Genomic DNA, 26,920 nt, shown 5'->3' with positions numbered 1-26,920 from the left:
GCATTTTCAAACCATTTTATCTTTCTTTGATTGCATTTTCAAACCAGAAAGGGGGTATTTTATTGCATTTTCCAACCATTCTGCGGGGATGGCAGGGCGTACGCGGTAACTGTTGCAGAGACTGTCCGCGCACAAGAGAGGATGGCGAGCCAGGATATGAAAAACGTGTTCGCCGACTGCATGATGCCGATTGAACGGCATATGAGCCGGCGAGCACGCTTGACTGAGATATTCGTCCGGAGCGCCGGGTCGCTATTCGCCCAAAGCGTTGAGGTAGGACTGGGCGTCGAGGGCGGCGCGGCAGCCCATGCCGGCGGCGGAGATGGCCTGGCGGTAGGTGCGGTCCACCACGTCGCCCGCGGCGAAGACGCCCGGGACGGACGTGCGCGTGGACGCGCCGTCGACCGTGATGTAGCCGTCGGCGTCCAGCGCGATCGCGTCGCCGAGGAAGCCGGTGGACGGCGTGTGGCCGATCGCCACGAACACGCCGTTCGCGGGCACCTCGCTCGTCTCGCCGGACACCACGTTGCGCACGGTCAGTGACGTCGCGCCCGAATCGTCGCCGTTCACGCGGTCGACCACGGAGTTCGTGAGCAGCGTGATCTTCTCGTTCTCACGCGCGCGGTCCACCATGATCTTCGACGCGCGGAACTCGTCGCGGCGGTGGATCAGCGTGACCGATGAGCCGAAGCGGGTCAGGAACAGCGCCTCCTCGAATGCGGAGTCGCCGCCGCCGACCACGACAATCGGCTTGCCGCGGAAGAAGAAGCCGTCGCAGGTCGCGCAGTACGAGACGCCGCGGCCGGAGAACTCCTCCTCGCCGGGCACGCCCAGCTTGCGGTAGCTCGAACCGGTGGTGACCACCACGGCGCGGGCCTGGATCACGTCGCCGCCGTCGAGCGTGAGGGTCTTCACGTCGCCGGAGAAGTCGACCGAAACCACGTCGTCGTAGACGAGTTCGGCGCCGAACTTCTCGGCCTGCTTCTGCATGGCGTCCATCAGATCCGGGCCGAGAATGCCGTCCGGGAAGCCGGGGAAGTTCTCGACCTCGGTGGTGTTGACCAGCTGGCCGCCGGGCGTGAGCGCGCCGGCGATCACCAGCGGCTGGTAGCCGGCGCGGCCGAGGTAGATGGCGGCGGTGTAGCCGGCGGGGCCGGAACCGACGATGACTGCATCATGAATCGCGTTGTTCGCGTTGTCGTTGCTCATGCGCTCCACTGTAGCAATGCGGGGCGCACGAAACCCAGCCAGTCCGCGCACGGCGTTAGAGACAAAAGTTATGGCCCGTGCGATCGGAATTGCGCTCGTGGGCATAGACCGTTCATTTACCCGTCCACTGACAAGATCGTGGGCATAGACCGACCACGTACAGGTCAACAACCTCCTCTGTATGGTCGGCCTATACCCACAATCACCTATATGTCCCGTTCATGCCCACGAATCGGACTCCATAATGTCCCGTTCATGCCCACAGCCATATGACAAAACAAAAAAAGCGGCGGCCATCGGCCGCCGCTTGGGCATTGGCTAGAAGAGTTCGACCTTCTGGATATAGAGCTGGTTGCCGGGCAGGCTGTCCATCGGCACCCACAGGATCAGATCCTGCGCGGTGACGACCTTGTCGAACTTGACCTCCGTGGTGCCGCCCTCGGCGAACGAGAACTTCGCGACCTGCTCGCCCTGCGTGGGGTCGCCGGTCGTGTTCGCGCGCACGTAGCCCGTGCCGCCGGACGAGTTGATCGTGATCGTCATGCGGTACACCTTGCTCGGCTGGCTCAGGTGCAGCGCGAACGCGAAGCCGCTCTGGCCGCCCGGGTTCGTCACGAAGTTCTGGCTCGTGATGGTCAACGGCGTGGTGTTCTCGTACTTCGGTTCGGGCACCTTCTTCGCGTTCTTGTCGGCTGTGTTCTTGGTTGTGGACGAGCCGGACGACTTGTTGGAGGAAGACGACTTGTCCGAAGACGACGAGCCGGAAGACGAACCGGAAGACTTGTCCGAAGACCCGGAGTCGGACGAACCCGACCCGGAGGAATTCTCATCCGAGGATCCGGACTGTCCGTTGGTCGAGTTGCCGAACGGCACCTCGTCGATGTTCTGCTGCGACCACGGATCGGCTGAATTGGAGCTGCCGTTCGTGATGTTGCCCGTGCTGTCGTTGTTGAGCGCCTGCACGGCGAAATAGCCGGCCGCCGCAACCACGGCGATGCCGACCACGATGGCCACGATCTTGGTCGGCAGGCTGCCGAGCAGCGCCTCGTCGGACACGTCGTTGTCCTGCGATTCGATCTTGTAGATCTGGTTCACGTACGGCACTTTGGCGGCCGCCGGCGGCAGGCTCGGCGGCTTGGGCGCGTTCACGGGCGGGATGATCATCGTCTTCTCGCCCTCTTCCTCGGCGCCCGCGTTCGGCACCGGCGCGACCGGGGTTGCGACCGGCTCGGCGTGCGGATGCGTCTGGATCGGCACGGTGGGCATCGACTGCGCGGCAGCGGCCGCGATCGGGTCGACGACCGGCGGCTGCACGGTGGTCGCCGCGTCGGCGACGGCGCCGGAACCCACGCCGCCCGCAATGCCAGCCGCGGAGCCGGACGCGCCCGCAACGCCGGCATCGTCGTGATGCAGCTCGTGGCGGATGCTCGACACGTCCAGCGACATGGTCGTGTTGTTCACTGTCGACGACGACTGCGATCCGTCGAACGCGCGGAAGAAATCGCCGGCCAGCGGCGTCACGTCGACCACGTCGTCGGACGTGAGTGCAGACGCGTACTGCGGCATTTCCATCGCCAGCGGCGGCAGCGCCATGCGGCTGACCACGCTCGACGGCACGTCCATGATGTCGGCCGGGTCGACGTCGCGCAGCGGCGTGGTCGTGATCGTCTCCGCGCCTGCCACGCCGGGCAGCGCGATGTCGCGCTCGTGCAGCTTGCTGAGCGGCGTCCACGGGCCGAGCAGCGCGTCGATTTCAGCCAGCGACGACATCGGCAGGTCGCGGTCCTCGCTGCCGTAGCGCAGGCCGAGGCCGCGCTTGCAGATCAGCTTGAACTCGCCCGGCACGTCGTCGCCGATGCGGTTCAGGTCGAACACGGTGTCGGCCGAGGACGGCGTGCGCGTGAGCAGCGCGTACAGGACGGCCGCGAGCTGGCGTACGGCAAGGCTTTCCTCGCCGAGTTTCAGCCCGTCCGCGCCGGACAGGTCGGCGATCATCGAGCTGACCGGAATGTCGGCGAGTTGGATGCCGGTTGCGCTGATGCGCACGGTGTCGGTCGAGATGGCGTCGTGGCCGAGTCCCTGCGACAGCAGCATGCCGATGGCGCTCGCCAGTTCGCCCATGATCGAGCGGATCGCGTCGTAGCTGAGGATGTGTCCGGCCGGGCCGCGCAGGTATTCGGTGAGCGACAGGCCGGCGTCGAGCTGGGTGATCACGATGGCGATGTGCTCGTCGTGCTGCAGCTGGAGCACCTGCGTGAAGCGCGGGTCGCGCATGAGCGCGAGGGATGCTGCGGACGCGTTGACCTGGGAGAGCACGCTCGAATCGGTGACGATGAACAGCTGGCAGTCACGCGTGAGCACGCGGTCGCTGGCCCGCCATGCCAGCAGGCCCGGGGCCTCGCGCAGCTGCGACACCAGCGTGTAGCGGTTGATGATGGTATCTCCCAGCTGAGGCTTCATGTTTGCTCCGTTTGTTCCGTGTGCGTTGTGACGCGACGGTTGATGTAACGATGGTGATTGCGCCGATCGCGGCCGTACGGCCGCCGGCGTCGGTGCCATTCTAGTCGTCGGTGTAGTCGAGGGTGAAGGGATGGCTGCAGCTTCCGGCCGGGCCGCGGACGTCGCGTTTCGCGCCGATCGCACGGGATTCTGTACGCGATTCCGCGCGTGGTCCTGTGCGGGCGGCGCCGGCGGTTCGGATGATACGTGCGGGACGCCGGTAGCGGCCTTGGCGGGGTCGTCCGTGTTGTTCGTGCTGCCCGCGCCGTTCGCGACCGCAGTGGCCGCAGTGGTCGTGTCAGCCGCGCCGCGACGCGTCACGCGCGCGAGCAGCGGGCGGACCAGATCGATGAGTTCGCGCGAGCGCAGCAGCCACAGCACGATCAGATACGTGGCTGTGATCGTGATTGTCAGCAGCACGCACGCGCCCACCGCCTGCAGCCAGTTCATGCTCATGGCGTCCGCCATCGTGGGCGTATGGCCGCCGTTCGCCGCTGCCGCGTCGCGCGACCGCGCTTCGGCCGCGTCCGAGCTCGTCCAAATACCCAGCAGCGCGTACACCGGACCGCGCGCGAACAGGCCGAGCACGGTCGCCGCGCCGCCGGCAAGAATCGCCTTGCCGTATGCGGCGGCGATGCGACGCCCGTCCAGCCGGCCCTCGAACCTGCGCCGCAATGACGGGATCAGGAACGGGAACGCGAGCAGATGGCCGGCCGCCGAACCGATGCCGACCATCGTGATCCAGTCGGTCGGCGACGTGAACGCCGCGCCGCCAAGCACCAGCGCGACGAAAATCACGTTGAACAGCAGCATGAACATGAACGGCGTGCGGCCGTCCTCGAACGCGTAGAACGTGCGCTGGATGATCAGATACGCGCTGGAAACCGGCAGGCCGAGGCCGAGCATCGTCAGCGGCGTGGCGATCAGCATCGCCTCCTTCACGCTCACCGACGGCAGCAGCGCGACAATGATCGGCACCGGCAGCACGATGAACGCAACCGTGAAGAACACCATGAGCACGCCCACGCTGCGCAGCGACTGGCTGAGCGTTTCGCGCGCGTCCGCGATGTCGTGTTCGGCGATTGCGCGCGAGATCTTCGGGAACAGGGCAGTCGCCACGGACACGGCGATCAGCGAATACGGCAGCATGTACAGCGTGAGCGCGTTCTGATACGTCGCGTTGCCGGCCACGTCGAGCATGTTCATGCCGAGTTCCGTGCGCGCGCGATCTGGCGCGGACGTGGTGATATTCGTCGTGATGATGTTGACCAGCTGGTCGAGCACGACGATGCCGACACTCCAGCCGGCCACCGAACCCATCGACTTCAGGCCGATGCCGGACAGGCCCCAGCGCGGCCGGTAGCGGATGCCGCAGCGCGTGAGCGGCAGGAACAGGATCAGCGCCTGGAACGCGACGCCGAGCGTCCACGTGCCGGCCGTGAGCGCCAGCTTGCCGCCCGTCCAGAAACCGACCGGCTGTTCGGTGGAACGGCCGAACAGCACGATGAACGCGGTGAAGCCCGCGCAGCTGATCAGGTTCGCGCCCACCGACGACCATGCGTACGTGCCGAAATGGTCCTTGGCGGCGAGGATCTGGCCGAGCACCGTATATAGCCCGTAGAAGAAGATCTGCGGCATGCACCACAGCGTGAACGCGTTCGTGAGCGCCAGCATCTCCGGTGTGCCGCGCACGTACAGCATGGTCAGCAGCGGGGTTGCGGCGGCCATGAGCAGCGTGATGCCGCCCAGCAGCGCGATCGCTAGCGTGATGAGCTTGTTGAGCCGCTCTTCGGCGTCCTTCTGCTGCAGCGTGCGCACGATCTGCGGCACGAGCACCGCGTTGAAAATGCCGCCCGACACGAGCGTGAACACGGCCTGCGGGATCATCGCGCCGGCCTGATAGGCGTTCGCCGCCATGCCGGTCGTGCCGAGCGCTGCGGCGAGCAGGATCGTGCGGACCTGCCCGGTTACGCGCGAGGCCGCCGTGCCGGCGGCCATGATCATCGAATTGCGGCCGAGGGAGGAACTGCTGGAACTCATTCGTCGGGATCTTTCTTGCGATGGAATTGACGCCACAGGCCAAGCAGGCCGAGCACGACTGCAAAGCCGATGATCACAAAGCCGCTCATGTCGTTGATCTGTAGCACGCTGGTGATCCGCTTCGTCTGCGGCTCGCCAAACGCCTGGCCGTTGCGGTCCTGCAGCGCGATCGTCGCGTTCGCCGAACCGGACGTGGACACGCGGATCGAGAACGTGACCTGCGCTTCGGAACGCGCCGGAATCTCGGTTTCCGCATTGCGTGACGTGACGATCTCCATCGAATCGGTGATCGACGAGATCTTCACGCGCACCGCGTACGGCAGCGCATTACTCAGCGTGACCGGCATCTTCGCCGTCTCACTCACCACCGTCAACGACTCGGACGGGGTGATCGTCACGCCGCCGAGCAGGCGCGCGGCCAGCTTTGCTGCGCCATCCGTCATGCGCTTCGCCACCGCCTTGTCGCCGGACATCGCGTGCAGTGCGAGCGTCGACTGTGCGGCCAGCAGCTGGTTGCTCCACTGCGTCGACTTGCCGTCGGCGACCAGCACGGACGAGACGAAGCGGCTGATCTGGTCGCGGTCGGACGCGAGCGTCGACAGTGCGCCGGTTAGCGCGCTCGACTGCGCGTCGGTCAGCGTCGCCGTATCGTCTACCATGCCGAGCGCGTCGTCGCCGGACGCGAACGCGTCGACCTTGCTCAGCGTCGACAGGTTGGTCAGTTTCAGCCACGACGCGCTTTCGGCCGCGCTCATCAGCGCGTCGACCATCGCGCCGCTCGCGTTCGCGTTCATGCACACCAGCAGGCTGCGCGTCGTGTACGGCTGCTCCATCTGGTAGAACGCGCTCTGCGCGACGAAACGTGCGATGCGGCCCGCCATGCTCTGCTCGGCATCGGCCGAATCGCTTGTCGCCTTGCCCTGCGCGAGCCGGCTGAGCACGCGCTGCTGCGTGAGCACGGTCACGTCGCCCGCGTCCGTGGGCACGACGATCTTGCCCGTGTGCACGGTCGAATCGTCGCTGTTGTCGAACTCGTGGTTCGCGATCACAATCGAATAGCCCTGCCGCTTCGCCTCCGTGAGCGACGCCAGCGACCAGTTCGCCTTGCCCTGCCACGCAACCACGCTGGTCGACGCCTGCTGGTCGCCCAGCGCCGAACGGTAATCGGCCAGCGCCGCGTCCGCATTCCAGGCGGAACTTGTCACGCCGGCGGCCTCGTACGCGCCGGCGTTGTCCGAACCGTACGCGGACATGTCGAATCCGGACGGCTGCATCACGCCGCTTACCTGCGTGGGCAGGTCCATTGCGGCCAGCATTGTCGGATCGGCAATGATCTGCAGCGCCGGGTGCTTCGCCAGCAGCTGCTGGTACACGCGGTCCGCCTTTGCCTCCTCGCCCAGCGTGACGATGGTCGCGGCGCTTGTTGAACCCGTCAGCGAACCGCTTGCCAGCGACTCGAACGCGGTGTCGCTGACCTGCCATGCGCTTGAACGCAGCGGCATGGCGATGGTCAGGTTGAGCGCGGGCGTGTTGATCGTGTTCAGGCCGTCCGACGATCGGGTGAGGAAGCTGTGCGTCTGCGCCCGCAGTTCGTCGCCGCTGACGTAGCTGACGCGGATCGGCTTGGGACCCCACGTTGCGATGCGCTCGAGTGATTCCTTGCTTGCGGAGACGGTCACGGCCGTGGACGCGCCCGGCGTGAGCGCGGGCACGGCGACGCTGCCCAGATCGTCCATCATGGGGATGTTTGCGTCGCCCTGCGACCATTCCTGTATGTCGGTGCGCGAGTTGAAGATGTAGCCGAGATTCGCGGACAGGTCGAGCGTGCCTGCGGGCAGCGCGTCCTGGGAACCGTTGGAAACGGTGGCTTTGAGCTGGTAGCCGGATGTTGCGGTGACGACCGCGGTGACCGCGTCGATAGCGATCGTGATGCCGGTGCCGGCGTTTGCGTCGTCGCCCGTTTCGTCGGCGGACGCCTGCGCCGGCCATGCGACGACCGCCGCGCACATCGCCACGGCGAGCGCCAAGGCTAGCAGTGCGCGCAGTGTCTTGGTGATTCGCGCGGTTGCGCGCGCTGCGGTGGGGTTCACGTCAAGCCTGCCTGTTCAGTTTCTTGGCATACAGCCATGCGATCTTGCGTTCATTAGGATAGCTGAGCACGCCGTCCAAATCTTCGAAGTCCACCCAGATCGCGTCTTCGGCCTCATGGTCCGGGTCGCCGTCCACGCTCAGTTCGCCGCCCACCTGGCGCAGCGCGAAATGGTGCACGAGCTTGTGCACGCGCTGGCTTGTACCGGTGAACCAGTAGTCGATGGTCGCGATCGAATCGACCACTTCGCCCAGAATGCCGGTTTCCTCGTGGACTTCGCGCACGGCGGTCTGCTGCGGCGTCTCGCCTTTTTCGATGTGACCCTTCGGCAGACACCATTCGAGGTGTCCGCTGCGCGAATGGCGCGCGATGATCGCCACGCGGCCGTGTCGGTCGAACACGAGGCCGCCGGCGGAATACTCGCGCACGACGGGCAGTTCCTGCGCGTCGAGCGATGCGAACGTGGTTGGGCCGTCTAGCGCGCGGCGAGGCGGCATGTTCGCGGGGGAGGGGCGGCGGGGGTGTGACGGTTCCGCGATGGCCGGCCGCTGTTCCGCCGGCGTGATTGCGCGGATCGTGGTTGCGGTGAGCGTCGCGATGCCGTCGGATTCCTGTTCCGACAGCTGTGCCGAGGACTCCGACGTGTACATCAGTTCGTCCGGCGCCAGCGGATTTTGGGTACGACGACGCGACGCATGGTCGAGCATGCGTGCGAGGTCCGCTGGCGTAATCATGGTAACCACCTTACTCATACTTTGCGCTGGTGGGGTAACGCTATGCTGATAAGAGCAAAAGTTTCCTTGAGACCTGAAGAGGGTGAGCGTGAATTTCGAAGTCTGGCCGGAGGCCATTGAGCTGGGTCGTTTGTTCGCCGAACAGGGTTACGAGCTGGCGTTGGTGGGAGGTCCGGTGCGCGACCTGCTGCTGCACCGCAAGTCGCATGACCTTGATTTCTGTTCGTCGGCGCGGCCCGAGCAGTTCGAGCCGATCCTGCGCAGGTGGGGTCGCGACGGCTTCTGGGACATGGGACGCAAGTTCGGCACGCTCGGCGCGATGCGCCGGCGCGAGGACGGCACCGAAGTCAAGGTCGAGATCACCACATACCGGTCGGACGTCTACGATCCGGACTCGCGCAAGCCGGAAGTCAGCTACGGCGACACGTTGGAGGGCGATCTGTCCCGCCGCGACTTCACCGTCAACGCGATGGCGCTGCGCGTCCCGCAGCTCGAATTCGTCGACCCGTTCGGCGGCGCGAACGATCTCGCCAAGGGAGTCCTGCGCACGCCGGTCGACCCGCGTCAGTCGTTCGATGACGACCCGCTGCGCATGATGCGCGCCGTGCGGTTCGTCGCGCAGCTCGGCTTCTCGATCGAACCGGAAACGGCCGAGGCGATCACCGACATGGTCGACCGCATCGAGATCGTCTCCGCCGAACGCGTGCGCGACGAACTCGTCAAAATGCTGCTGTCCGACCGTCCGCGCGCCGGCATCGAAGCGCTCGTCGACTCCGGCCTCGCGGACATCGTGTTCCCGGAAATCCCCGCACTGCAGCTGGAAATCGACGAACACCACCGTCACAAGGACGTCTTCGAGCACACGATGATCGTGCTCGACCGCGCGGTCGCGCTCGAAACCGACGACGACGGCCCTGTGCCGCGGCCGGATCTGACGCTGCGTCTCGCCGCGCTCATGCACGACATCGGCAAGCCGAAGACGCGCAAGTTCGAACCGGGCGGCAAGGTCAGCTTCCACCACCACGACGCGGTCGGCGCGAAGATGACGCGCAAGCGGCTCAAGGCGCTGCACTTCGACCACCACGTCATCGAGGACGTGAGCGAGCTCGTGAACCTGCACCTGCGCTTCCACGGCTACGTGGACGAGCCGTGGACCGACTCCGCGGTGCGCCGCTATGTCAAGGACGCCGGTCCGCTGTACGAGCGGCTCAACCGCCTGACGCGCGCCGACGCGACCACGCAGAACAAGCGCAAGGCGATGGTGTTCTCGTCCGCGATGGACGAGATGGAGGAGCGCGTGCGCGAGCTCAAGAAGAAGGAGGACTTCGACGCGATCCGCCCGGACGTGGACGGCAACGAGATCATGTCGCTGCTCGGCCTCGAACCCGGCCCGATGGTCGGCCGCGCCTACAAGCACATGCTCGAATACCGCCTCGATAACGGTCCCGTCGACCACGACGTTGCCGTCGCCGAGCTCAAGCGCTGGTACGCCGAACTGTAGCCTGCGGAATTTCGCGGCGCGAACGAACGATGCCCGCTCCCTGTTCGGGGGAGCGGGCATCGTTCGTTGTTGCTGTTCCTGCCGGTCGCGCGGGGACGCCCGCGGGCGGGGATGCTACTGCTGGGTCGTCGTGGCGGAGGTTTGGGCCGGTTCCACGGCGGTGTGGATAAGCGCCTTGGGCAGGTTGGTCATCTTGTCGGCGGCGACGCAGCCGGAGATGCTCTCAATCGTGTCGCCAGTGGCTGGCAGCGCATCCTTGGCGGTCAGGTCGTTGAACGTGGCGCCGAGCACGACCGTGACGAGCATGTCGCTGCGGTCGTCCATGACCATCACCGCGTCGGTGAAGTTCGCGTTCACCGTGTACGCCTGCGCGATCGCGTTCTTGCCGAAGTAGATCACGGTGCGCTGGATGCTGCTGTCGACGATTGTGTCGCCGTTCTTGTCGAGGACTTCCTTGCCGTCCTTCTGCTTGGTGAGCGTGCCCGCGTCCTGCATGACGAACCCGCGGTTCGACAGCGCGTCGGTGACCGCGCCGGCAAAGCCCAGATGGTCGGTGCCGTTCTCCACCTGCACGGTGATGGTGTTGTAGGCCGGATACTTCGCCGGCTTGCCGTCGGATCCGTTCGGCACGCACGGCGCGGTCACGCCGTAATTGGGCTGCACGGCCGCCGTCTCGGGAATGCCGAGCCCGAACAGGTGGAAGTAGAACAGCAGCGACACCACCAGCGCCGCGGCCAGCAGCACGAAGGTGACGGAGAACACCTTTGCCTGACGCCGGCGCATATAGACCTTGCGGGCCTGCCGCTCGTCGTATAGCTCACTCATGACCCGCTCCTCCGGTGTGTGTTTGGTTCAGGCGTTTCGATGGGTTCAACCTTAGCTTTATCGCCTGACTCGTTGTCGCTGGGTTGATCTGGGTTGATCGCTGGATTTATCGTTGGCCGGTTCGGGTCGGACGTTACCGTCTGATCCGGGGAACGGCGGGTGCCTGGGCCATGATGATCCGGTCCACGGCCCGCGACGCCGTCCATGCGCGGCGCACGTCCGCGGCCGCACGCTCGTCGGCGACGAACGCGACAACCGACGGTCCCGAACCGGACACGAACGCCTGACGCGCGCCCGCCGCGACAGCCTCGCGAATCGCGTCGCCGCTGCGCGGATGCAGCGCGATCGCCGCATGTTGCAGATGATTGTCGTCGCCGTCGCCGGCCCCCAGCCGGTCGAACGCGGCGTACACGGCCGGCGTGCTCAGCGCGTCCGCATATGCGCCGATCATCGTAAGCCCGGCGAAACCGCGTTCGCGCAACTGACGTGCGGCGGGGGAGTCGGAAGGAATATCGTCGATTTGCTCGCCGAAACCAGTGCCGCGCGCATATCCGCCGGTCAGGCAGAACGGCATGTCCGCGCCGAGCGTGGCAGCGATCTCGCGCAGCCGGCCGATTGGCCAGTGCAATGACCACAGTTCGTTCAGCGCGAGCAGTGCGCCCGCCGCGTCGGCCGAACCGCCGCCCAGTCCGGCGGCCACGGGAATGCGCTTCTCGATGCCCAGCGACACGTCCGGCTCGCGGCCGCACGCCTCGGCGAGCGCGAACAGGGCCAGTACCGCGTGATTGCGGCGCATGTCGCTGCCGGTGCTCGCTAGGTCGCCCAGATGCTCGCCGGCGAGGTCGAGCGAAAAGCCGCTGCCCGGCTCCTTGCGCGTGACGGTGACCGTGTCGTAGACGCCCACGCCGCAGTAGATCGTGTCGAGCTCGTGGCGGCCGCCCCATTCGGCGTGCGGCGCGCCCACGTGCAGGGTCAGGTTGGTTTTGGCTGGCACGTCGACGCTTACGGTGAGCGGCGGGACGCCAGACGGAACGTCTGTCGGGATGTTCGACGGAACGTGCGATGCTGTGGCGGACGTGCGGTGGCGGTCGGCGCGTGGGCGGACCGGGGTGAGTGTGTCAGTCATGGTCGGCTCCGCTGGTCGCCGGTTCAGTCGCGGATTCGGCCGTCGGTTCGGCCGTAGCCCCGGCCGCGCATGCCGCCGCCAGCCGCGCGAAATCGGCGATCGTCAGCGTCTCGCCGCGACGGGTCGGGTCGATGCCGGCGCGTGCGAACGCCTCCGCCGGCACGCTTTTCTTCAACGCGGCGTGCAGCGTCTTGCGCCGCTGACCGAACGCCTCGTCGATCAGGCGGAACGTAGCCTCGCGGTCGGCGCCGCCGGCCAGCTCGGCCTGCTCGGCCGGCGTGTGGCGGTCGAATCGCACGAGCGCGGAGTCGACATTCGGGGCCGGCCAGAACACGTTGCGGCCGATGTTACCTACGCGACGGGCCTTGCCGTACCAGGCGAGCTTCACGCTCGGCGTGCCGTAGATCTTGTTGCCGGGTTCGGCTGCGAGCCGGTCGGCGACCTCCTTCTGCACCATCACGAGGAACGAATCGAGGTTCGCAAAGCGTTCCAGCAGCGTCAGGATGATCGGCGTGGCCACGTTGTACGGCAGGTTGGCGACCAGCGTGAACGCGGCGTCATCGTTGAAGTCGGGCACGTTGTCGGGCGTGACGGTGAGTGCATCGCGGTTGACGACGCGGAACCGGTCGACCGCGTCCGGCATGAATTCGGCGATCGTGCGCGGCAGGCGTTCGGCGACCGGCGGGTCGATTTCGATCGCGGTCATCGCCGCGCCCGTTTCCAGTATCGCCAGTGTGAGCGAGCCGAGGCCGGGGCCGACCTCCATGACGTGCGTGTCGGCCGTCACGTCGGCCTCGCGCACGATGCGGCGCACCGTGCCCGGGTCGATCACGAAATTCTGCCCGAATTTCTTGGTCGGGCTGATGCCCGCGTCGGCCGCGATCCGGCGGATGTCCGCCGCGCCCAGCAGACGGCCTTGCCGGTCCTGCTGGTCCTGCGTCGCCGTCGGCTCCTGTTCTTCGCTCATGTTCACCTCTCGTTGCTGCGGTTGCCCGGTTGCCCCGGATGCTCCGGTTTCGTGGCCGGTCCGGGGATGACGGGTTCGTGCCGTCGTGTCCTGCCTGCCATTGTCCCTCATGCGAGGGGCGCGACGCGATCAGTACCAGCCTTCCTTTTCCGAATGCTCCCAAGCCTTAGACGGCGAGCCGTAGCGCTGCGCGATGTACGCCAGTCCCCAGTCGATCTGGACGGCCGCGTCGTTCTTCCAGTCGGCGCCGAAGTCCGCCATCTTGCTGCCGGGCAGCGCCTGCGGGATGCCGTAGGCGCCCGACGACTTGTTCTCCGCCGACCAGGACCAGCCGGATTCGCGGTTCCACAGCTTGACCAGCGCGGTCCAGTCGTCGCCGGTCCAGCCGCGTTGGGCCGCGGCGCCGGATGCGTACGCCTGCGCCTGCGCGGCAGTGGGGCGCCACAGGCGCGCGTTGGAGGCGTCGCTGCTGCTGTTGCCGGTGTTGCCGTTGCCGTTGGACGAGGATCCGCTGTTGGAATTGTTGCTGTTGTTGCCGGCATTGCCGCTGGAGTTGGTGTTGGAGTTCGAGTTGTTGGAGCTGCCGGAATTGCTGCTGTTGCCGTTATTGCCGGCGTTGCCCGAGCCGTTCGCGTTGCTGTCCCCGGAGTTGCTGGAGTTGCCGTTGCTGCCGGTGTTGCCCGAGTTGCCGGATGAGCCGCTGCCGGACGACGATCCGCCGTTCGTACCGCCGGAGTTGTTCGGCTTGCCGTTGCCCGACGTGCCGCCGTTCGGTTTGCTGTTGCCTGCGTTGCTTGACGTGCCGTTGGATGACGACGATCCGTTGCTGGAAGCGTTCCCGTTGTTCTTGTCCGTGGAACCGTTCGTCGTCGTGCCGTTGCCGGATGCGCCGTTCGAGCCGTTCGCGGACGATCCGCCATTGGCTGAGTCGTTCTTGCCGCCGGCGTTGCCGTTCGTATCGGCGTTGGTATCGGCGTTCGCATCATCGGACGACTGGCTGCCGGACGTACCGGACGACTGGCCGTTCGTCTTGCCGGACGACGCGCTGCTATCCGCATCGTCGCTCTTGCTGGTTTCCGGCTGTTTCGTGCCGACCGCGATAATCGTGTCGATCGCGATCTTCGTCGTCGTTTCCGACTTGAGCTTCTCCGACTCCTTCTTGCCGTCCACGTACGTGACGCTGTACGTCTGCTGCTTCTCGCCGTCCTCGCCCTGCTGGCGCACCACGGTCGTGCCGGCCGCGAGCGACGGGTCCTCGATCGTCTGCGTGCCGTGCGGGACCGCGACGGTGCGCGTCTCCTCGCCGTGCGTGACGCGCTGCACGCGCAGGATCGTCTTGCCGCCGTCCTTTTCGACGCTCACGCGATCCTCCTTGCCGAGCGTGATGCCCTTCGAGTCGAGGATCGACGCGGCCGGCAGCTTGCCGTTCGGTGCGACGGAGCTCTTGCCGTCGGCGATGACGGTAACCGGACCGTCCGCGTTGATGACGAGACCGCCGGTCAGCTTGCTGTAGATGTTGTCGATGTTGACGGTGACCTTCGCGGCGGCGTGCTCGTTCGCCTCGAAGAAGCCGAGCAGCTGCGTCGCGCTGGTGGCCGTGGTCCAGAACGGGACCTCCTGGCCGTCGATGCTGATGGTGGTCTGGTAGGCGCTCTGCACGGTCACGACCGAGTGATTTGTGAGCTTTTCGCCGCCCGCGCTCGATTCGACGATGTCGTGCGTCTTCACGTCGATGCCCTGCGATTCGAGCAGTCGGGACGCGCTCATTGCATACGTGGTCACCGTCGTGGTTTCGCCGTTGACCGTAATCGCCACGGTTTTGCGTGCAGTGAACATGAACATACCCAGCGATACCGCCAGAACGACGATCGCGCTGGCCGCGACGCGCAGTCGACGCAACTTTACAAATCGTTGCGGGGTCCATCGTCTTGCCATCGTTACCATCTTTCCGTATGCGGGCACTACGTCACGCATTGTAACCGTTCGGTCTGAAAGCGTTGGAATCGCGCTGCGCGCGATGTCGATGAACAAAGAAAAAAGGGGGCGGGAGAGAAGGGGAAATTCCCGCCCCCTTGATAGGGGCAGAGCTGGTTGGGGGAATGCCCTGCCCTCGTCTCCAGAAGCCACAAGTTGGGGGAAGACTTCTGGGACTCGCTTACTCGGGTTAAGTTTTCCAACGCAACATTGCGTACGTATCTACTATACGACGTTTTGCCGCGCGACGAGCCTCTTGTCGGGATCGAACCGACGACCTGCCGCTTACAAGGCGGCCGCTCTGGCCATCTGAGCTAAAGAGGCGCTCCCGTTGCCTTACGGCAACTTCGGACGAATGACTAGCATACCAGCAAGTCCCGAATGTTCAATTCGGCTGGTGTCATATGTCGGCGTATGCGTGGGGTCCGCCGTCCCAAGCGGAACGGCGGGCCCCACGATTCACGTCAAACGATCGATGATTCAGCCGAACGTCACTCGCCGGTCGTCAGCGAAATCGGCTGCTTGTCCGAGCCGATCGACGGCAGCGTGTTCGCGTCGCCGACCTTGCTCGAATCCAGGCCGATCGACTGCAGGAATCCGTCCGTCACGGACAGACCGGCCGTCGACACGTCGGACAGGTTCCAGCGCGTGCCGTTAATCATCACCGTCGGCGTCGTGAACGAGCCGGCGTACGAACCGGTTGTGTTCAGCAGCTCCTTGCGCTTCGGCGTGTACGTGTTCATCGCGTCCAGCCAATCCTGGTAGTCGCGGCCGTACGCCTTGTCCGCCACGGCCTGCGAAACGCCGGCGGCCACGGCCTGCTCCTTGAGCTTGTCGTCGCTCACCGACTTGTACGAGCTGCCCTCCTCCGGCTGGAAGCCATCGGCGTACACGTTCTTGATGTACTCGAGCAGGTGGTTCGGATCGTCGTCATGGTCGGCGATGTACAGCGCGGAGTTCGCGACGCGGCTCGAATAGTCGTCGGTCGAATAGCTGTCCATGAATGAGAGGAAATGCAGGTCGAGGTTGAGCTGGCCGGCGTCCATAAGCTTGATGAGCGTCGGGTCGAGCTGGCGGTTGAGCGAACCGCAGCCCGGGCAGATGAAGTCCATGTACACCTGCACGGTCGGCACGCCTTCCACCGACTTGCCGTAGCCGTCCTTGGAAATGAGAATGCCGCCCTTCTTGTCGGCGCGCTCCGGCTTGACGGACACCGCCTGCACTGCGTTGTACGCCTCCGTGACCGACATGTTGGCCTTGGCCTGCTCCTCGGCGGACTTGCGCGTCGAATTGAACACGGCGATGCCCGCGACGATAACCAGCACGGCCACGATCGCCACGGCGATCACGCCGATGATGGTCTGCTGCTTGCGTTCCTTGGCCGCCTTCTCTTCGGCCGCGCGCGCGAGCGCCTCCTCGGCGGCGCGACGGTCGGCCCGCGATTTGCGCCTGACAGTCTTCTTCGGATCCTGAGCCATGATAAAAGTCCTTTCAACCCAACAATCTCGCTCATAATAACCGATTGCCGTGCGGCTCCGCCGAGAGCGTTCATGTCCTCACCAGGTCCGGACGGCGCGTTCGCCTCGCGTTTACCAGATGCCGTACCGTATTCAAGCTCCCCTTGCTAGGGGAGCTGGCAGCCGAAGGCTGACTGAGGGGTAGTTATACCCGTTGCGTCACTATCGCCCAATATCACCAGATGCCGCTGATGAGCGGCCACCAGTTGATGATCGGGTTCACGCCGAGCGCGATCACGGCCGCCGCCGTCATCGCCGCCCAGATCATGCGCAGCACGCGGGCGCGCGTGACGCGACTGCCGTCGTCGCCGTCGATCGTTTCGTTCGCATCCGGCTTCAGCCCGCGCAGTGTACCCGCGCCGAGCCGCACCGTCGCCGCGTTCGCGGAAAACACGGACAGCATCCAGCCGATCGCCGCACCCGCCGCCAACGTCATGCCGCTGGCCGACAGCGGCGACGCGTCCAGAATCGGGACCGACAGCCAGTTGACGCCGAACAGGTCCATCGACGTTTTCGGCAGGCCCAGCGACCACGTCGCCAGCAGCGTCATCACGGTCATCGGCACCGCGAACAGCAGCGTGCGCAACGCGGCGAACGGCAACGCCTTCACCAGATGCCACGGCAGGCTTGCCGCGCGCTTCCACACGTCGCTCGGCCGGCGCTCGCCGCCGCGGCGGGATTCGCGCAGCAGCTGCGCTTCGGTCGACAGTCCGGCCGTGATGAGCAGCCAGAGCAGCGCGGCCGCAAGCATCGCCGCGACGAGCGGCAGGGATGCGGCCAGCACGGCGACTGGAACCGTGAGCGCCCACAACGGAAGCAGGCCGCGCGACCGGTACTGTCCGCGGCGAACCGCCACTGACTCGGGGGAGGGGGCGGCGAATGTCGGTTGCTGCCATTGCGACTGCTCGTCCTGCGGCGGCAGGGATGGCGGTTGCACCTGATCCGTCGGTTGAAGTTCGGCGCTGATGCTGTCCGTGTCGTCGGCCATGTGGCTGGCCGGTTCGGCAGTCGGCATCGGCCGCATGACCTGCGTGGCCTCCGGCTCGCGCTCCGTACTCGCCGTGCGCGTCGTGCGCGCGTCGGCGTCGGGATTCGCGACGGGCGACGAGATGACCTGCGTGGCGTCGGTCGCAAGCGTTTCGGTCGGCAGGTCGCCTATGGTCTGCGTGCGCGCGGGATCGTCGCCGGCAGCGTTCGTTCGCTGCGGCAGACCGTCCGGCATGACCGTGGTGCGCGGCACGGACGGCGCGGGACGGTTCGGAATGACGATCGTCGCCACGTTCGGGATTGCCGACGATGACGGCGGGCGCGACGGTTCGGCGACTGCGCTCGGGTTCGCTGGCGTTTCGGCAGTGCCGGCGAGCCTGCGCAGGGCCGGTCGGCCGCCCGCTGCGGCCGGCTGGAACCGGTCGACGGGATGCTCCGACGTTGCGCGCTCGCCGTCGGATCGTTGCGGCGGCTGCGGGGGCTGTGAGGGTTGCGCCGATTGCAGTGGCACGGTCGCCGACGGTTCGATCGGCGGCAGGATCGCCGTGCTTTCGTTGCTCGCCGCGGCCAGTCCGGTGCCGGGGGCGTTCGGCTGCGGCTGCATGACGATCGGCGCGTTCGGCCGCGTGGTCGCACGGTTGCGTTCGGCCGCGATGATCGTCGGCTCGTCGCGCCACAACAGGCGCGGGTTGCCCGCGCCCGTCGCGTCAAAAGGGCGCACCACCTCCGTCTCACCGCTTTCCAGCGCCGCCTCCTGCCAGACGGTCGGATTCAACGCATCGACTGCAATCGCATGCAGCAGCTCGTCCGGTGTACAACGTTTGCTGCGATCGGGATTCAACGCGGAACGGAACGCGGCCATCGTGCCCGCAGGCAGGCCCGTCAGATTCGCGTTGCCGCGGGCCGCGCGCTCCAGCACCGCCATCATTGGCTTCGTGCCGAACACGGGCGAACCGGTCGCGGCGAACGCGAGCACGGAGGCGACCGACCACCAGTCCGTCTCGTCGTCCGATTCCTCGCCGTCGATGATCTCCGGCGCAATGAAACCGGGCGTGCCCATCACCAGGCCGGTGCGCGTCACATGGCTCTCGCCGCCCGTCATTGCAATGCCGAAATCCACCAACACCGGGCCGGAAGCCGACACCATTACGTTCGTCGGCTTGATGTCGCGGTGCACGATCCCGGCCGCATGCACGGCCTTCACCGCATCGATCAGCTTGCGCGCCAGTCGTTCCAGATCGTCGCCGATATAACGGCCGTTCGCCTTCACATCGTCGCGCAGATTGCGGCCCTCGATCAATTCGGTCACGATGAACGCGAGCGAATCGTCCAACTCCATGTCGACGATCCCGCACACGCCCGGGTGATCGACCTTCTTCAATGCCATCGCCTCGCGGCGCAACCGTTCGCGGGCAGTCACGCGCTCGCGAACGTCGTCATCGTTCATGTCGGCGTTCTCGTCGTCCGCCAGCGAATCGCGCAGAATTTTCATCGCGTACTCCTGGCCGCCGTCGTCGCGGGCGCGCCAGACGGAGCCCATTGCCCCCGCCCCCAGACGGGACACCAGCGTATAGCCGCCGACGATGTCGCCCGCCTGCAAATTCAACGCGTTCAAGTCACTCATGGCTCCCATCCTAGCCAAACATGCGTTCGAACGACAGGCGTGGCGCGCGCCGGCGACAAGCGGCCGGAATCGGGGCGCGCGTGCACCGGCGTTGCAGATTATGCGCGCGAAATGACAGGATGGGTGAAGAGAGACGCGCGGCCGCGGCGAATCTGCGACCCTTGAACCATCGACATGAGGACGCTCCCGGCGCACGGATCCGAAGAGGGTGACGTGCAGCGGAAGCATCCCGCCGATCCACGACGCAAGGGCAGTGCGGCGGGAACGGCGGTGGACCGATGACGAGATCGGGCCGGACATGGACGCAACGACAGTTGAATCAAGGAGGAGAGTAACCATGCTGGAAATCAACATGGATGACGTCATCGCCGTCATCCAATCCATCCAGAGCGAGCTGATCGCCATCGCGGCGTTCCTGGTGCTGGCCATCGTCGTCACCGCGGCGGTGAACAAGCACACCGTCGCCAATCAGGCCGTGCGCAAGCTGACGCACTCCACGTCATGGGTCGTCGTCGGCATCGCGGCCATCGTATCCGTCACGATGATGCTCACCGGCCCGCTCAACAGCATGATCACGATGGCCACCGCCACCAAGCACGAATTGAGCGCCGAGACCATCGACAAGACCAACCAGCTGGCCGTCGACATCGAACGCGAAGGCATCACGCTGCTGCAGAACAACGGCAACATGCTGCCGCTCGCGGCCGGCAACATCAACGTGTTCGGCTGGGCCTCGACCAACCCGATCTACGGCGGCACCGGCTCCGGCGCGCTCTCCGACGCCTACGACACCACGTCGCTGCTCGATGGCCTGCACGACGCCGGCTATAAGACCAACGACGAGCTGACCAAGTTCTACACCGACTACCGCACCGAACGCGGCGTGATCGCCGTGACCTCCGCCGACTGGACGCTGCCCGAACCGCCGGCCAGCACCTACACGGACACGCTGATCGACAACGCGAAAAGCTTCTCCGACACCGCCATGGTCGTCATCGGCCGCGTCGGCGGCGAAGGCCTCGACCTGCCGACCGACATGAACAAGGACGGCGTCACCTACAACGACAACTCCAGCGACTACAAGGACTTCCCCGAAGGCGCGCACTATCTCGAGCTGTCCCAGTCCGAAAAAGACATGATCGACCTCGTGACCTCCAACTTCGACAACGTCGTGCTCGTCTACAACGGCGCCAACGCGTTCGAATTCGGCTTCCTCAACGACTACCCGCAGATCAAGAGCGTGCTGTGGGCCCCGCACCCCGGCCAGGCCGGCTTCGAGGCGCTCGGCGAGGTGCTGACCGGTAAGGTCAACCCGTCCGGCCGCACCGCCGACACGTTCGTCGACGACCTGACCCAGTCGCCGAACTGGAACAACTTCGGCGCCTTCCAGTACGACAACGTGCAGGAGTTCGAAATCGAATCCGCGCGCGGCGTGCGCTCGCCGAAGTTCGTGAACTACGTCGAAGGCATCTACGTCGGCTACCGCTTCTACGAGACCGCGGCCGACGAGGGGCTCATCGACTACGACGACACCGTGCGATACCCGTTCGGCTACGGACTTTCGTACACCACGTTCGATCAGCAGATGGGCGACGTGACGTATGCGGACGGCAAGGTGAGCTTCGACGTGACCGTCACCAACACTGGCGACACCGCCGGCAAGGACGTCGTCGAGGTCTACTACAACCCGCCGTACACCAACGGCGGCATCGAAAAGTCCGCCGCGAACCTCGTCGCCTACGAGAAGACCGACGAACTCGCGCCGGGCGCATCGCAGACCGTGTCGATCGAATTCGACGATGACGACATGGCATCCTACGACTACCAGCACGCGAAGGCGTACGTGCTCGAACGCGGCGACTACCGCATCTCCATCAACGAGAACTCGCACGACGAGATCGACTCGGCCACCGTCAACGTGCCGACGACCATCACGTACGACAGCGACGACAACACGCACAACGGCGACCAGACCGTCGCGACCAACGTGTTCGACGATGCGGAGGGCGACGTGACCTACCTGTCCCGCGCCAACCACTTCGCCAACTACGACGAGGCCACCGCCGCGCCGACCGACTACTCGATGCCGTACGACGTGAAGGCCACGTTCTACAACAACGGCAACTACGATCCGACCAAGTTCGACAATGCCGATGACGAAATGCCGACCACCGGCGCGAAGAACGGCCTGCGGCTGATCGACCTGCGCGGCGCGGACTACGACGACGCCAAGTGGGACCAGCTGCTCGACCAGCTCACCTTCGACGAGATGGACAACGTGATCGCCAACGGCGGCTACCAGAACGCGGCCATCAAGTCCATCGGCAAGATCCGCCTCTCGGACGTGGACGGCCCGGCCGCGCTCAAGGACAACTTCACCGGCGTCAGCTCCATCGGCCTGCCGGCGAACATCGCGCTCGCCTGCTCGTGGAACAAGGACCTCGCCCGCCAGTACGGCGAGACCATCGGCGACATGGCGCATGAGATGCAGGTGTCCGGCTGGTACGCGCCCTCCATTAACAATCACCGCAGCGCGTTCGGCGGCCGCAACTTCGAATACTTCTCCGAAGACCCGGTGCTGACCGCGGGCCTCGCCACCGAACAGGTGCTCGGCGCAGCGGACCGTGGCGTGTACGCGTTCACCAAGCACTTCGCCTTGAACGAGCAGGAGACCGAGCGCAACGGCCAGCTGTGCACGTGGTCCAACGAGCAGGCGATCCGCGAGATCTACCTGCGCCCGTTCGAGGAGGTCGTCAAGTCCGGTGCGGGCAAGCCGCAGGCCATCATGGGCGCGTTCAACTACATCGGCAACACGTACGCCAGCGCCCACGTCGGCCTCAACAAGACCGTCCTGCGCGACGAATGGGGCTTCAAGGGCATGGTGGAGACCGACTACTTCTCCGGCACGAACTACGGCTACCAGACCGCCGACCAGGCGATCCGCGGCTACACCGACATCATGCTCGCCTCCACCGAAACCACCAACCATGTGACCGACCATTCCGCCACCTCGGTGATCGCCATGCGTCGCGCCGCGCACAACATCCTGTACACGGCCGTCAACAGCTGGCGGTACTCGGACGGCGAGCCGGCCGACCCGACGCCCGCCTGGCGGATCGCGATGATCGTGGCCGACGTGGTGCTTGGCGTGGCCCTGGCCGGACTCGAGGCGCTCGCCATCGTGCGCTTCGTCAAGCGCCGCAAGGCCGCAGCCACGGCCCCCGCCGCGGTCACCGACTGAGCCAGGGCTGAGCCGGGGCTGATGCTCCGCCCATGCCCATAGGGGCATAGGGGGCATAGATTCCCGCCTCCTCTCCCTCCCGAAGGCCGTAAGTCCGCCGCATCCACCCGATGCCGGCGGGCTTACGGCCTTTTCTGTTCTTGGTTCGGCCGTAGCTGAGTCCCGTATGTGTCACATGGACTCAGTTGCGGCCGGTTGCGGCCATCGGCATTCCATGCCAACGGTTTCCGAGCATGGACAGCATTGCTACTTCCTGATTGTCATAGGTTCTACTTCCATATTTGCATGACTCCTACTTCCTGATTATCATAAGTTCTACTTCCAGATTTGCATATCCGCTCTTATGTACGATGGGGGATGGAATGATTCCGCGGCTGCTTACTGACCGAGCCCAGAAAATGGCCACGTGGTTCCCGGTGGTCTCGGTTATGGGACCGCGGCAAAGCGGCAAATCCACACTGTTGCGGCATGCGTTCCCGGACTACGCGTATCTCAATCTGGAGACCCGCAATCTCCGCACCGCCGCCCAGACCGATCCCGTGGGCTTCGTCAACGAGCGTCCGGCTCGTCTGTTCATCGACGAAGCGCAATATGCCCCCGATCTGTTCCCCGAAATCCAGGCGGCGGCGGATGAGCGTCATGAGATGGGGCAGTACCTGATCTCCGGTTCCCAGAACTTCCTGCTGCTCAAGCGCGTGGATGAATCGCTGGCCGGCCGTGTCGGCATTCTGCAGCTGCTGCCGTTGAGTTATGGCGAAGCCATCAAGGCCAAGCCGGAACTCACTCCTGACGGGTTCATGTTCAAAGGCGGATATCCGCACCTGTACGAGGTGGATGTTCCCGAATCGACGTATTTCCGCAGCTACGTCACCACGTATATTCAGCGCGACGTAGCCGAGGTGCTCGATGTGCGCAATGTGCAGTCGTTCCGAGTGTTCCTGCGTCTGTGTGCGCAAAGCGCCGGGCAGCTCGTCAATATCAGCAAGCTCGCCGCGGAGGCCAATATCAGCAGCAAAACGGCGAAGGAATGGCTGTCCATCCTGACTTCCAGCTACATCATTTTCACGCTTGCCCCGTATGCCTCCAATGTGCGCAAGCGTCTGACCAAAACGCCGAAACTGTACTTCCACGATACGGGGCTGCTGACGTACCTGTTGGGTATTACGAGTGCCGAACAGCTGGCGTCGCACGATAAGCGCGGCGAGGTATTCGAGAATCTCATCATCGAGGAAACGCTGAAAAGGCATCTGAACCGGGACGAGGAGCCGGAACTGTGCTTCTACCGGGATACCAACGGCGTGGAGGTCGACCTTGTGGATTTGACCGACATCGAACGGCCGCAGCTCATCGAAATCAAATCCGGCCAAACCGCCCGGGACGACTTCTGTAAGCATCTGGTGTCCGTCGGCGAGGAGCTGGGGGTGCCGCCGGAGCGTCGCAGCGTGGTCTACCGGGGAAGCGTCGATTTTTCCAACAAGGTCGCGTCGTTCGTCTCGGCGAAGACATATCTGCTGCAGTGAGCCGTTACTCGTAACGCGCGGGACATCGAGTCGCACCGGAGACGGTACGGTTACGTCTCTTTCATCCCCGGTTGCGCGTCCGTAACTGAGCCCGTTCTCCGCCATCGGGACTCAGTGGCGACCATCGGCATCGGCTGCATGGACCGACCGATCGTGCGCGCGAAACGACAGGTTGTGTAATCCGGGCGACGTGGGCCGGAGAAACCTGATTCAATCAAACTAGCGATGAACCGCGCGTTCGCGGATCGTCGCGCCGGTCCCCGCCGGACGCCGCGCAGACGCGGTTTCCGCGGCACGGCGCGACGTGACACGGCAGGTTCGCGGACGGTCATGCATCAGTACAAGGGAGAGCGATATGGAACTCGAAGAGCTTTCGGTGGCTGAGAAGGCGGCGATGCTGTCCGGTGGCTCCGAATGGGACTCGCGCGGCAACGAGCGCGCCGGCATCCCCAGCTTCGTGATGAGCGACGGCCCCCACGGCGTGCGCCGCCAGCTCGGCGCGGGCGACCACCTCGGCCTGGGCGCGTCCAAGCCAGCCACCTGCTTCCCCACGGCCGGCACGGTCGCCAACTCGTGGAATCCGGAGCTCGCCGAGCGGATGGGCGAGGCGCTCGGCCGCGAAGCGCACGACCTCGACGTCAACGTGCTGCTCGGACCGGGCCTCAACATCAAACGCAACCCGCTGTGCGGACGCAACTTCGAGTACTATTCCGAGGACCCGATCGTCGCTGGGCGCATGGCCGCCGGCCTCATCCGCGGCATCCAGTCCAACGGCGTGGCCGCCTGCCCCAAGCACTTCGCCGTCAACAGCCAGGAGCTGCGCCGGCAGGCGTCCAACTCCGTCATCGACGAGCGCACCATGCGCGAGATCTACCTCACCGGATTCGAAATCGCCGTGCGCGAAGCCGCGCCGCTCACCATCATGACCTCGTACAACGAGATCAACGGCGTGTACGCGCACGAAAACAAGCACCTGCTGCAGGACATCCTGCGCGACGAATGGGGCTTCGACGGCATGGTCGTCTCCGACTGGGGCGGCTCCAACTCGGCCGTCGCGGCCGTCAAGGCCGGCGGCTCGCTCGAAATGCCCTCGCCCGGATTCACGTCCGTGCGCGAGCTGACCGGCGCGGTCGCCGCCGGCACGCTCGCCGAAGCGGACCTCAACAAGCGTGCGGCAGAAGTCGCCAAGGTCGCCGCCGCTACGCGACTGACCGGCGTCGGACGCGACGACCTGCTCGCCGACGACATCGCCGCCGCGCATCACGCGGTCGCGCGCCGCGTCGCCGAAGAATCGGCCGTGCTGCTCAAGAACGCGGCGGTCGGCGCCGGTGTTGACGCGCCCGATGCGTCCGACGCGTCCGGCACGTCCGGCACGTCCGAAACCAAGCCGTCCGCCACGTCCGCGCTCCCGTTCACGCCGGGCACGCGCGTCGCCGTCATCGGCGACATGGCGAAAACCCCGCGATTCCAAGGCTCCGGCTCGTCCAAGGTCAACGCCACGCGCGACGAGAACATCCTCGACGAACTCGCGCACGCCGCCGACCGCACCGGCGTCACCGTCGCCGGCTACGCGCAAGGCTACGACCGGCAGGGCAAGGCCGACCGTGCGCTCGTCGAAGACGCGGTCGCGCTCGCCGGACGCGACGACGTCGACGCGATCCTCGCCGTCGTCGGACTCGACGAACGCAGCGAATCCGAAGGACTCGACCGGTCCACGATGGCCCTTCCGGCCGCGCAGAACGAACTCGTCGCCGCGCTCGCCGCAGCCACGCGGACGACCGCCGCCGGCAAGCCGCTGGTGGTCGTGCTCGTCGCCGGCTCGCCCGTCGAACTGCCGTGGTTCGACGACGTGTCCGCGATCCTGTACGTCGGCCTGTCCGGCCAGGCCGGCGCATCCGCGACCGTGCGGGCGCTCACCGGCGAAATCAACCCGTCCGGGCACTTGGCCGAAACCTGGCCCATGCGCTACGACGACTGCCCGTCCGCCGGCTGGTATCCGGCCATCGGACGCGACGCGATCTACCGCGAAGGCCCGTTCGTCGGCTACCGCTACTACGAGACCGCGCAGGTTCCCGTGCGCTTCCCGTTCGGCTACGGCCTGTCATACGCGACGTTCACGTACTCCGATCTGACCGCCGACGAAACGGGCGTCGAGTTCACCGTGACGAACGACTCCGACGTGGCCGGTGCGACCGTCGCGCAGCTGTACGTGAGCGGGCGGTCGCGGGCGGTCGCGGGCGGTCCTGCTGCTTCGACCGTTGCCGGTGCGACTGGAGAGGCAGAGGCCGGTGCGGCTGTTGCGGACGTGACCGCGACGACCGACACGAACGCGACGAACGCCGGCGTGCTGCGTCCCGTGCGCGAACTCAAAGGATTCGTCAAAATCGAGCTCGCCGCGCATGAGACGCGAACCGTGCGCATCGACTTCGACCGGTACACGTTCCGCCACTTCGACGCGGAAGCCGGCCGGTGGGCGACCGAATCGGGCATCTGGACGCTGGCCGTGGGCGACAACGTCGAACACCTGCCTCTGGCCACGCCGTTCGCGGTCGCCGGCGACATCGACGCCGCACCCGCCGACCCGGCGCTCGGCCACTACCTGACCGGCGACGTCAAACACGTCACCGACGCGGAAATGGCCGCGCTGTTCGGCCACGAGGTCGTCGCGCCCGGTAGGCCGACCGTGTTCGACGTGAACGATCCGATCTCGTCGTGGGTCGATTCGCGCGGATTCGTCGCGCGCACCGTCGCGAACACGCTTATCAGACGCGAGGCGAACGTGCGCGAGAAGACCGGCGCGCCCGACCTCAACACGCTGTTCATCCTCAACATGCCGCCGCGCGCGATGAGCAAGATGACGCAGGGCATGGTCGACTCGGCCATGGTCGACGCGATTGTCACCATCGGCAACGGGCACACGTTCCGCGGACTCGGCGGGCTCATCGCCGGATTCCTCCGCAACCAATCCGCCAACAAGCGCACCGCAAAGGAGCTCAACCATGACTGACACCGCCAAGGGCGCCGCCACGATGAACACCGTGAACGACGTTGCATCCGACAAGCCGAT

At 65.7% G+C, this 26,920-nt stretch carries 14 protein-coding genes and 1 tRNA gene; 4 read left to right on the top strand and 11 right to left on the bottom strand.

The genetic code is table 11. From position 1 onward, the window contains the following. Positions 1-252: 252 nt before the first annotated feature. The 4 genes from trxB to JS533_RS03625 form a co-directional block, all read right to left on the bottom strand. A complete protein-coding gene (gene trxB, locus JS533_RS03640) occupies positions 253-1,209 on the bottom strand; it encodes a thioredoxin-disulfide reductase (RefSeq protein ID WP_241513167.1) in 957 nt (318 codons plus the stop codon). A 318-nt stretch (positions 1,210-1,527) separates the two neighbouring features. After that, positions 1,528-5,748 (bottom strand): murein biosynthesis integral membrane protein MurJ, encoded by a 4,221-nt coding sequence (locus JS533_RS03635; protein ID WP_241513166.1) that lies wholly within the window; start codon positions 5,746-5,748, stop codon positions 1,528-1,530. After that, entirely contained in the window at positions 5,745-7,838 is a 2,094-nt protein-coding gene (locus JS533_RS03630) for a DUF6049 family protein (RefSeq protein WP_241513165.1), read from the bottom strand. Before JS533_RS03630 ends, JS533_RS03635 begins: the two co-directional genes overlap by 4 nt. 1 nt (position 7,839) lies before the next feature. Beyond that, entirely contained in the window at positions 7,840-8,571 is a 732-nt protein-coding gene (locus tag JS533_RS03625; RefSeq protein ID WP_033495003.1) for an NUDIX hydrolase, read from the bottom strand. A gap of 88 nt (positions 8,572-8,659) precedes the next feature. Between JS533_RS03625 and JS533_RS03620 the strand changes: the two genes are divergently transcribed. After that, positions 8,660-10,072 carry a CCA tRNA nucleotidyltransferase gene (locus JS533_RS03620; protein WP_033495005.1) on the top strand — a complete coding sequence of 471 codons (1,413 nt, stop codon included), beginning with the start codon at positions 8,660-8,662 and terminating at the stop codon, positions 10,070-10,072. 114 nt (positions 10,073-10,186) lie between these two features. On the opposite strand, the gene JS533_RS03615 is transcribed toward JS533_RS03620, so the two are convergent. From JS533_RS03615 to JS533_RS03585, 7 genes are all read right to left on the bottom strand, one after another. Beyond that, positions 10,187-10,897, bottom strand: a complete 711-nt coding sequence (locus JS533_RS03615) for a LytR C-terminal domain-containing protein (RefSeq protein WP_241513164.1) — start codon at positions 10,895-10,897, stop codon at positions 10,187-10,189. A gap of 133 nt (positions 10,898-11,030) precedes the next feature. After that, on the bottom strand, positions 11,031-12,023 hold the full coding sequence (locus tag JS533_RS03610) for a 4-(cytidine 5'-diphospho)-2-C-methyl-D-erythritol kinase (protein WP_241513163.1): 993 nt from the start codon (positions 12,021-12,023) through the stop codon (positions 11,031-11,033). Beyond that, the gene (gene rsmA / locus JS533_RS03605) at positions 12,016-12,990 is read right to left on the bottom strand and encodes a 16S rRNA (adenine(1518)-N(6)/adenine(1519)-N(6))-dimethyltransferase RsmA (protein ID WP_241513162.1); all 975 of its coding nucleotides are present in this window, start codon (positions 12,988-12,990) and stop codon (positions 12,016-12,018) included. The genes JS533_RS03610 and rsmA overlap by 8 nt, the downstream gene beginning before the upstream one ends. 129 nt (positions 12,991-13,119) lie before the next feature. Beyond that, positions 13,120-14,925, bottom strand: a complete 1,806-nt coding sequence (locus tag JS533_RS03600) for an aggregation-promoting factor C-terminal-like domain-containing protein (RefSeq protein WP_241513161.1) — start codon at positions 14,923-14,925, stop codon at positions 13,120-13,122. A gap of 289 nt (positions 14,926-15,214) precedes the next feature. Further along, positions 15,215-15,288, bottom strand: a tRNA-Thr gene (locus JS533_RS03595). Positions 15,289-15,455: 167 nt separating this feature from the next. Continuing rightward, the gene (locus tag JS533_RS03590) at positions 15,456-16,442 is read right to left on the bottom strand and encodes a DsbA family protein (RefSeq protein ID WP_241513160.1); all 987 of its coding nucleotides are present in this window, start codon (positions 16,440-16,442) and stop codon (positions 15,456-15,458) included. A 214-nt stretch (positions 16,443-16,656) separates the two neighbouring features. Continuing rightward, positions 16,657-19,101 carry a serine/threonine-protein kinase gene (locus JS533_RS03585; RefSeq protein WP_241513159.1) on the bottom strand — a complete coding sequence of 815 codons (2,445 nt, stop codon included), beginning with the start codon at positions 19,099-19,101 and terminating at the stop codon, positions 16,657-16,659. 328 nt (positions 19,102-19,429) lie between these two features. Between JS533_RS03585 and JS533_RS03580 the strand changes: the two genes are divergently transcribed. The 3 genes from JS533_RS03580 (at position 19,430) to JS533_RS03570 (ending at position 26,860) form a co-directional block, all read left to right on the top strand. Then, on the top strand, positions 19,430-22,333 hold the full coding sequence (locus tag JS533_RS03580) for a glycoside hydrolase family 3 protein (protein WP_241513158.1): 2,904 nt from the start codon (positions 19,430-19,432) through the stop codon (positions 22,331-22,333). Between the two features lie 398 nt (positions 22,334-22,731). After that, positions 22,732-23,853, top strand: coding sequence for an ATP-binding protein (locus tag JS533_RS03575; protein ID WP_241513157.1), 1,122 nt, complete (start codon positions 22,732-22,734; stop codon positions 23,851-23,853). A 355-nt stretch (positions 23,854-24,208) separates the two neighbouring features. Further along, positions 24,209-26,860: a glycoside hydrolase family 3 N-terminal domain-containing protein gene (locus tag JS533_RS03570; RefSeq protein WP_241513156.1), complete on the top strand. Its 2,652-nt coding sequence runs from the start codon at positions 24,209-24,211 to the stop codon at positions 26,858-26,860. The last annotated feature ends 60 nt before the right edge of the window (positions 26,861-26,920 follow it).

Source organism: Bifidobacterium amazonense (assembly GCF_018555435.2).
GTDB classification, from domain to species: domain Bacteria; phylum Actinomycetota; class Actinomycetes; order Actinomycetales; family Bifidobacteriaceae; genus Bifidobacterium; species Bifidobacterium amazonense.
This window is presented reverse-complemented; position numbering and strand designations above follow the sequence as displayed.

Bases quoted from the DNA above. Each gene is read 5' to 3' on its own strand.
- JS533_RS03600 (WP_241513161.1), bottom strand. From the start codon at position 14,925: ATGGCAAGACGATGGACCCCGCAACGATTTGTAAAGTTGCGTCGACTG.
- JS533_RS03575 (WP_241513157.1), top strand. From the start codon at position 22,732: ATGGCCACGTGGTTCCCGGTGGTCTCGGTTATGGGACCGCGGCAAAGC.
- trxB (WP_241513167.1), bottom strand. From the start codon at position 1,209: ATGAGCAACGACAACGCGAACAACGCGATTCATGATGCAGTCATCGTC.
- JS533_RS03580 (WP_241513158.1), top strand. From the start codon at position 19,430: ATGCTGGAAATCAACATGGATGACGTCATCGCCGTCATCCAATCCATC.
- JS533_RS03585 (WP_241513159.1), bottom strand. From the start codon at position 19,101: ATGGGAGCCATGAGTGACTTGAACGCGTTGAATTTGCAGGCGGGCGAC.
- JS533_RS03625 (WP_033495003.1), bottom strand. From the start codon at position 8,571: ATGATTACGCCAGCGGACCTCGCACGCATGCTCGACCATGCGTCGCGT.
- JS533_RS03615 (WP_241513164.1), bottom strand. From the start codon at position 10,897: ATGAGTGAGCTATACGACGAGCGGCAGGCCCGCAAGGTCTATATGCGC.
- rsmA (WP_241513162.1), bottom strand. From the start codon at position 12,990: ATGAGCGAAGAACAGGAGCCGACGGCGACGCAGGACCAGCAGGACCGG.
- JS533_RS03610 (WP_241513163.1), bottom strand. From the start codon at position 12,023: ATGACTGACACACTCACCCCGGTCCGCCCACGCGCCGACCGCCACCGC.
- JS533_RS03635 (WP_241513166.1), bottom strand. From the start codon at position 5,748: ATGAGTTCCAGCAGTTCCTCCCTCGGCCGCAATTCGATGATCATGGCC.
- JS533_RS03570 (WP_241513156.1), top strand. From the start codon at position 24,209: ATGGAACTCGAAGAGCTTTCGGTGGCTGAGAAGGCGGCGATGCTGTCC.
- JS533_RS03590 (WP_241513160.1), bottom strand. From the start codon at position 16,442: ATGGCTCAGGATCCGAAGAAGACTGTCAGGCGCAAATCGCGGGCCGAC.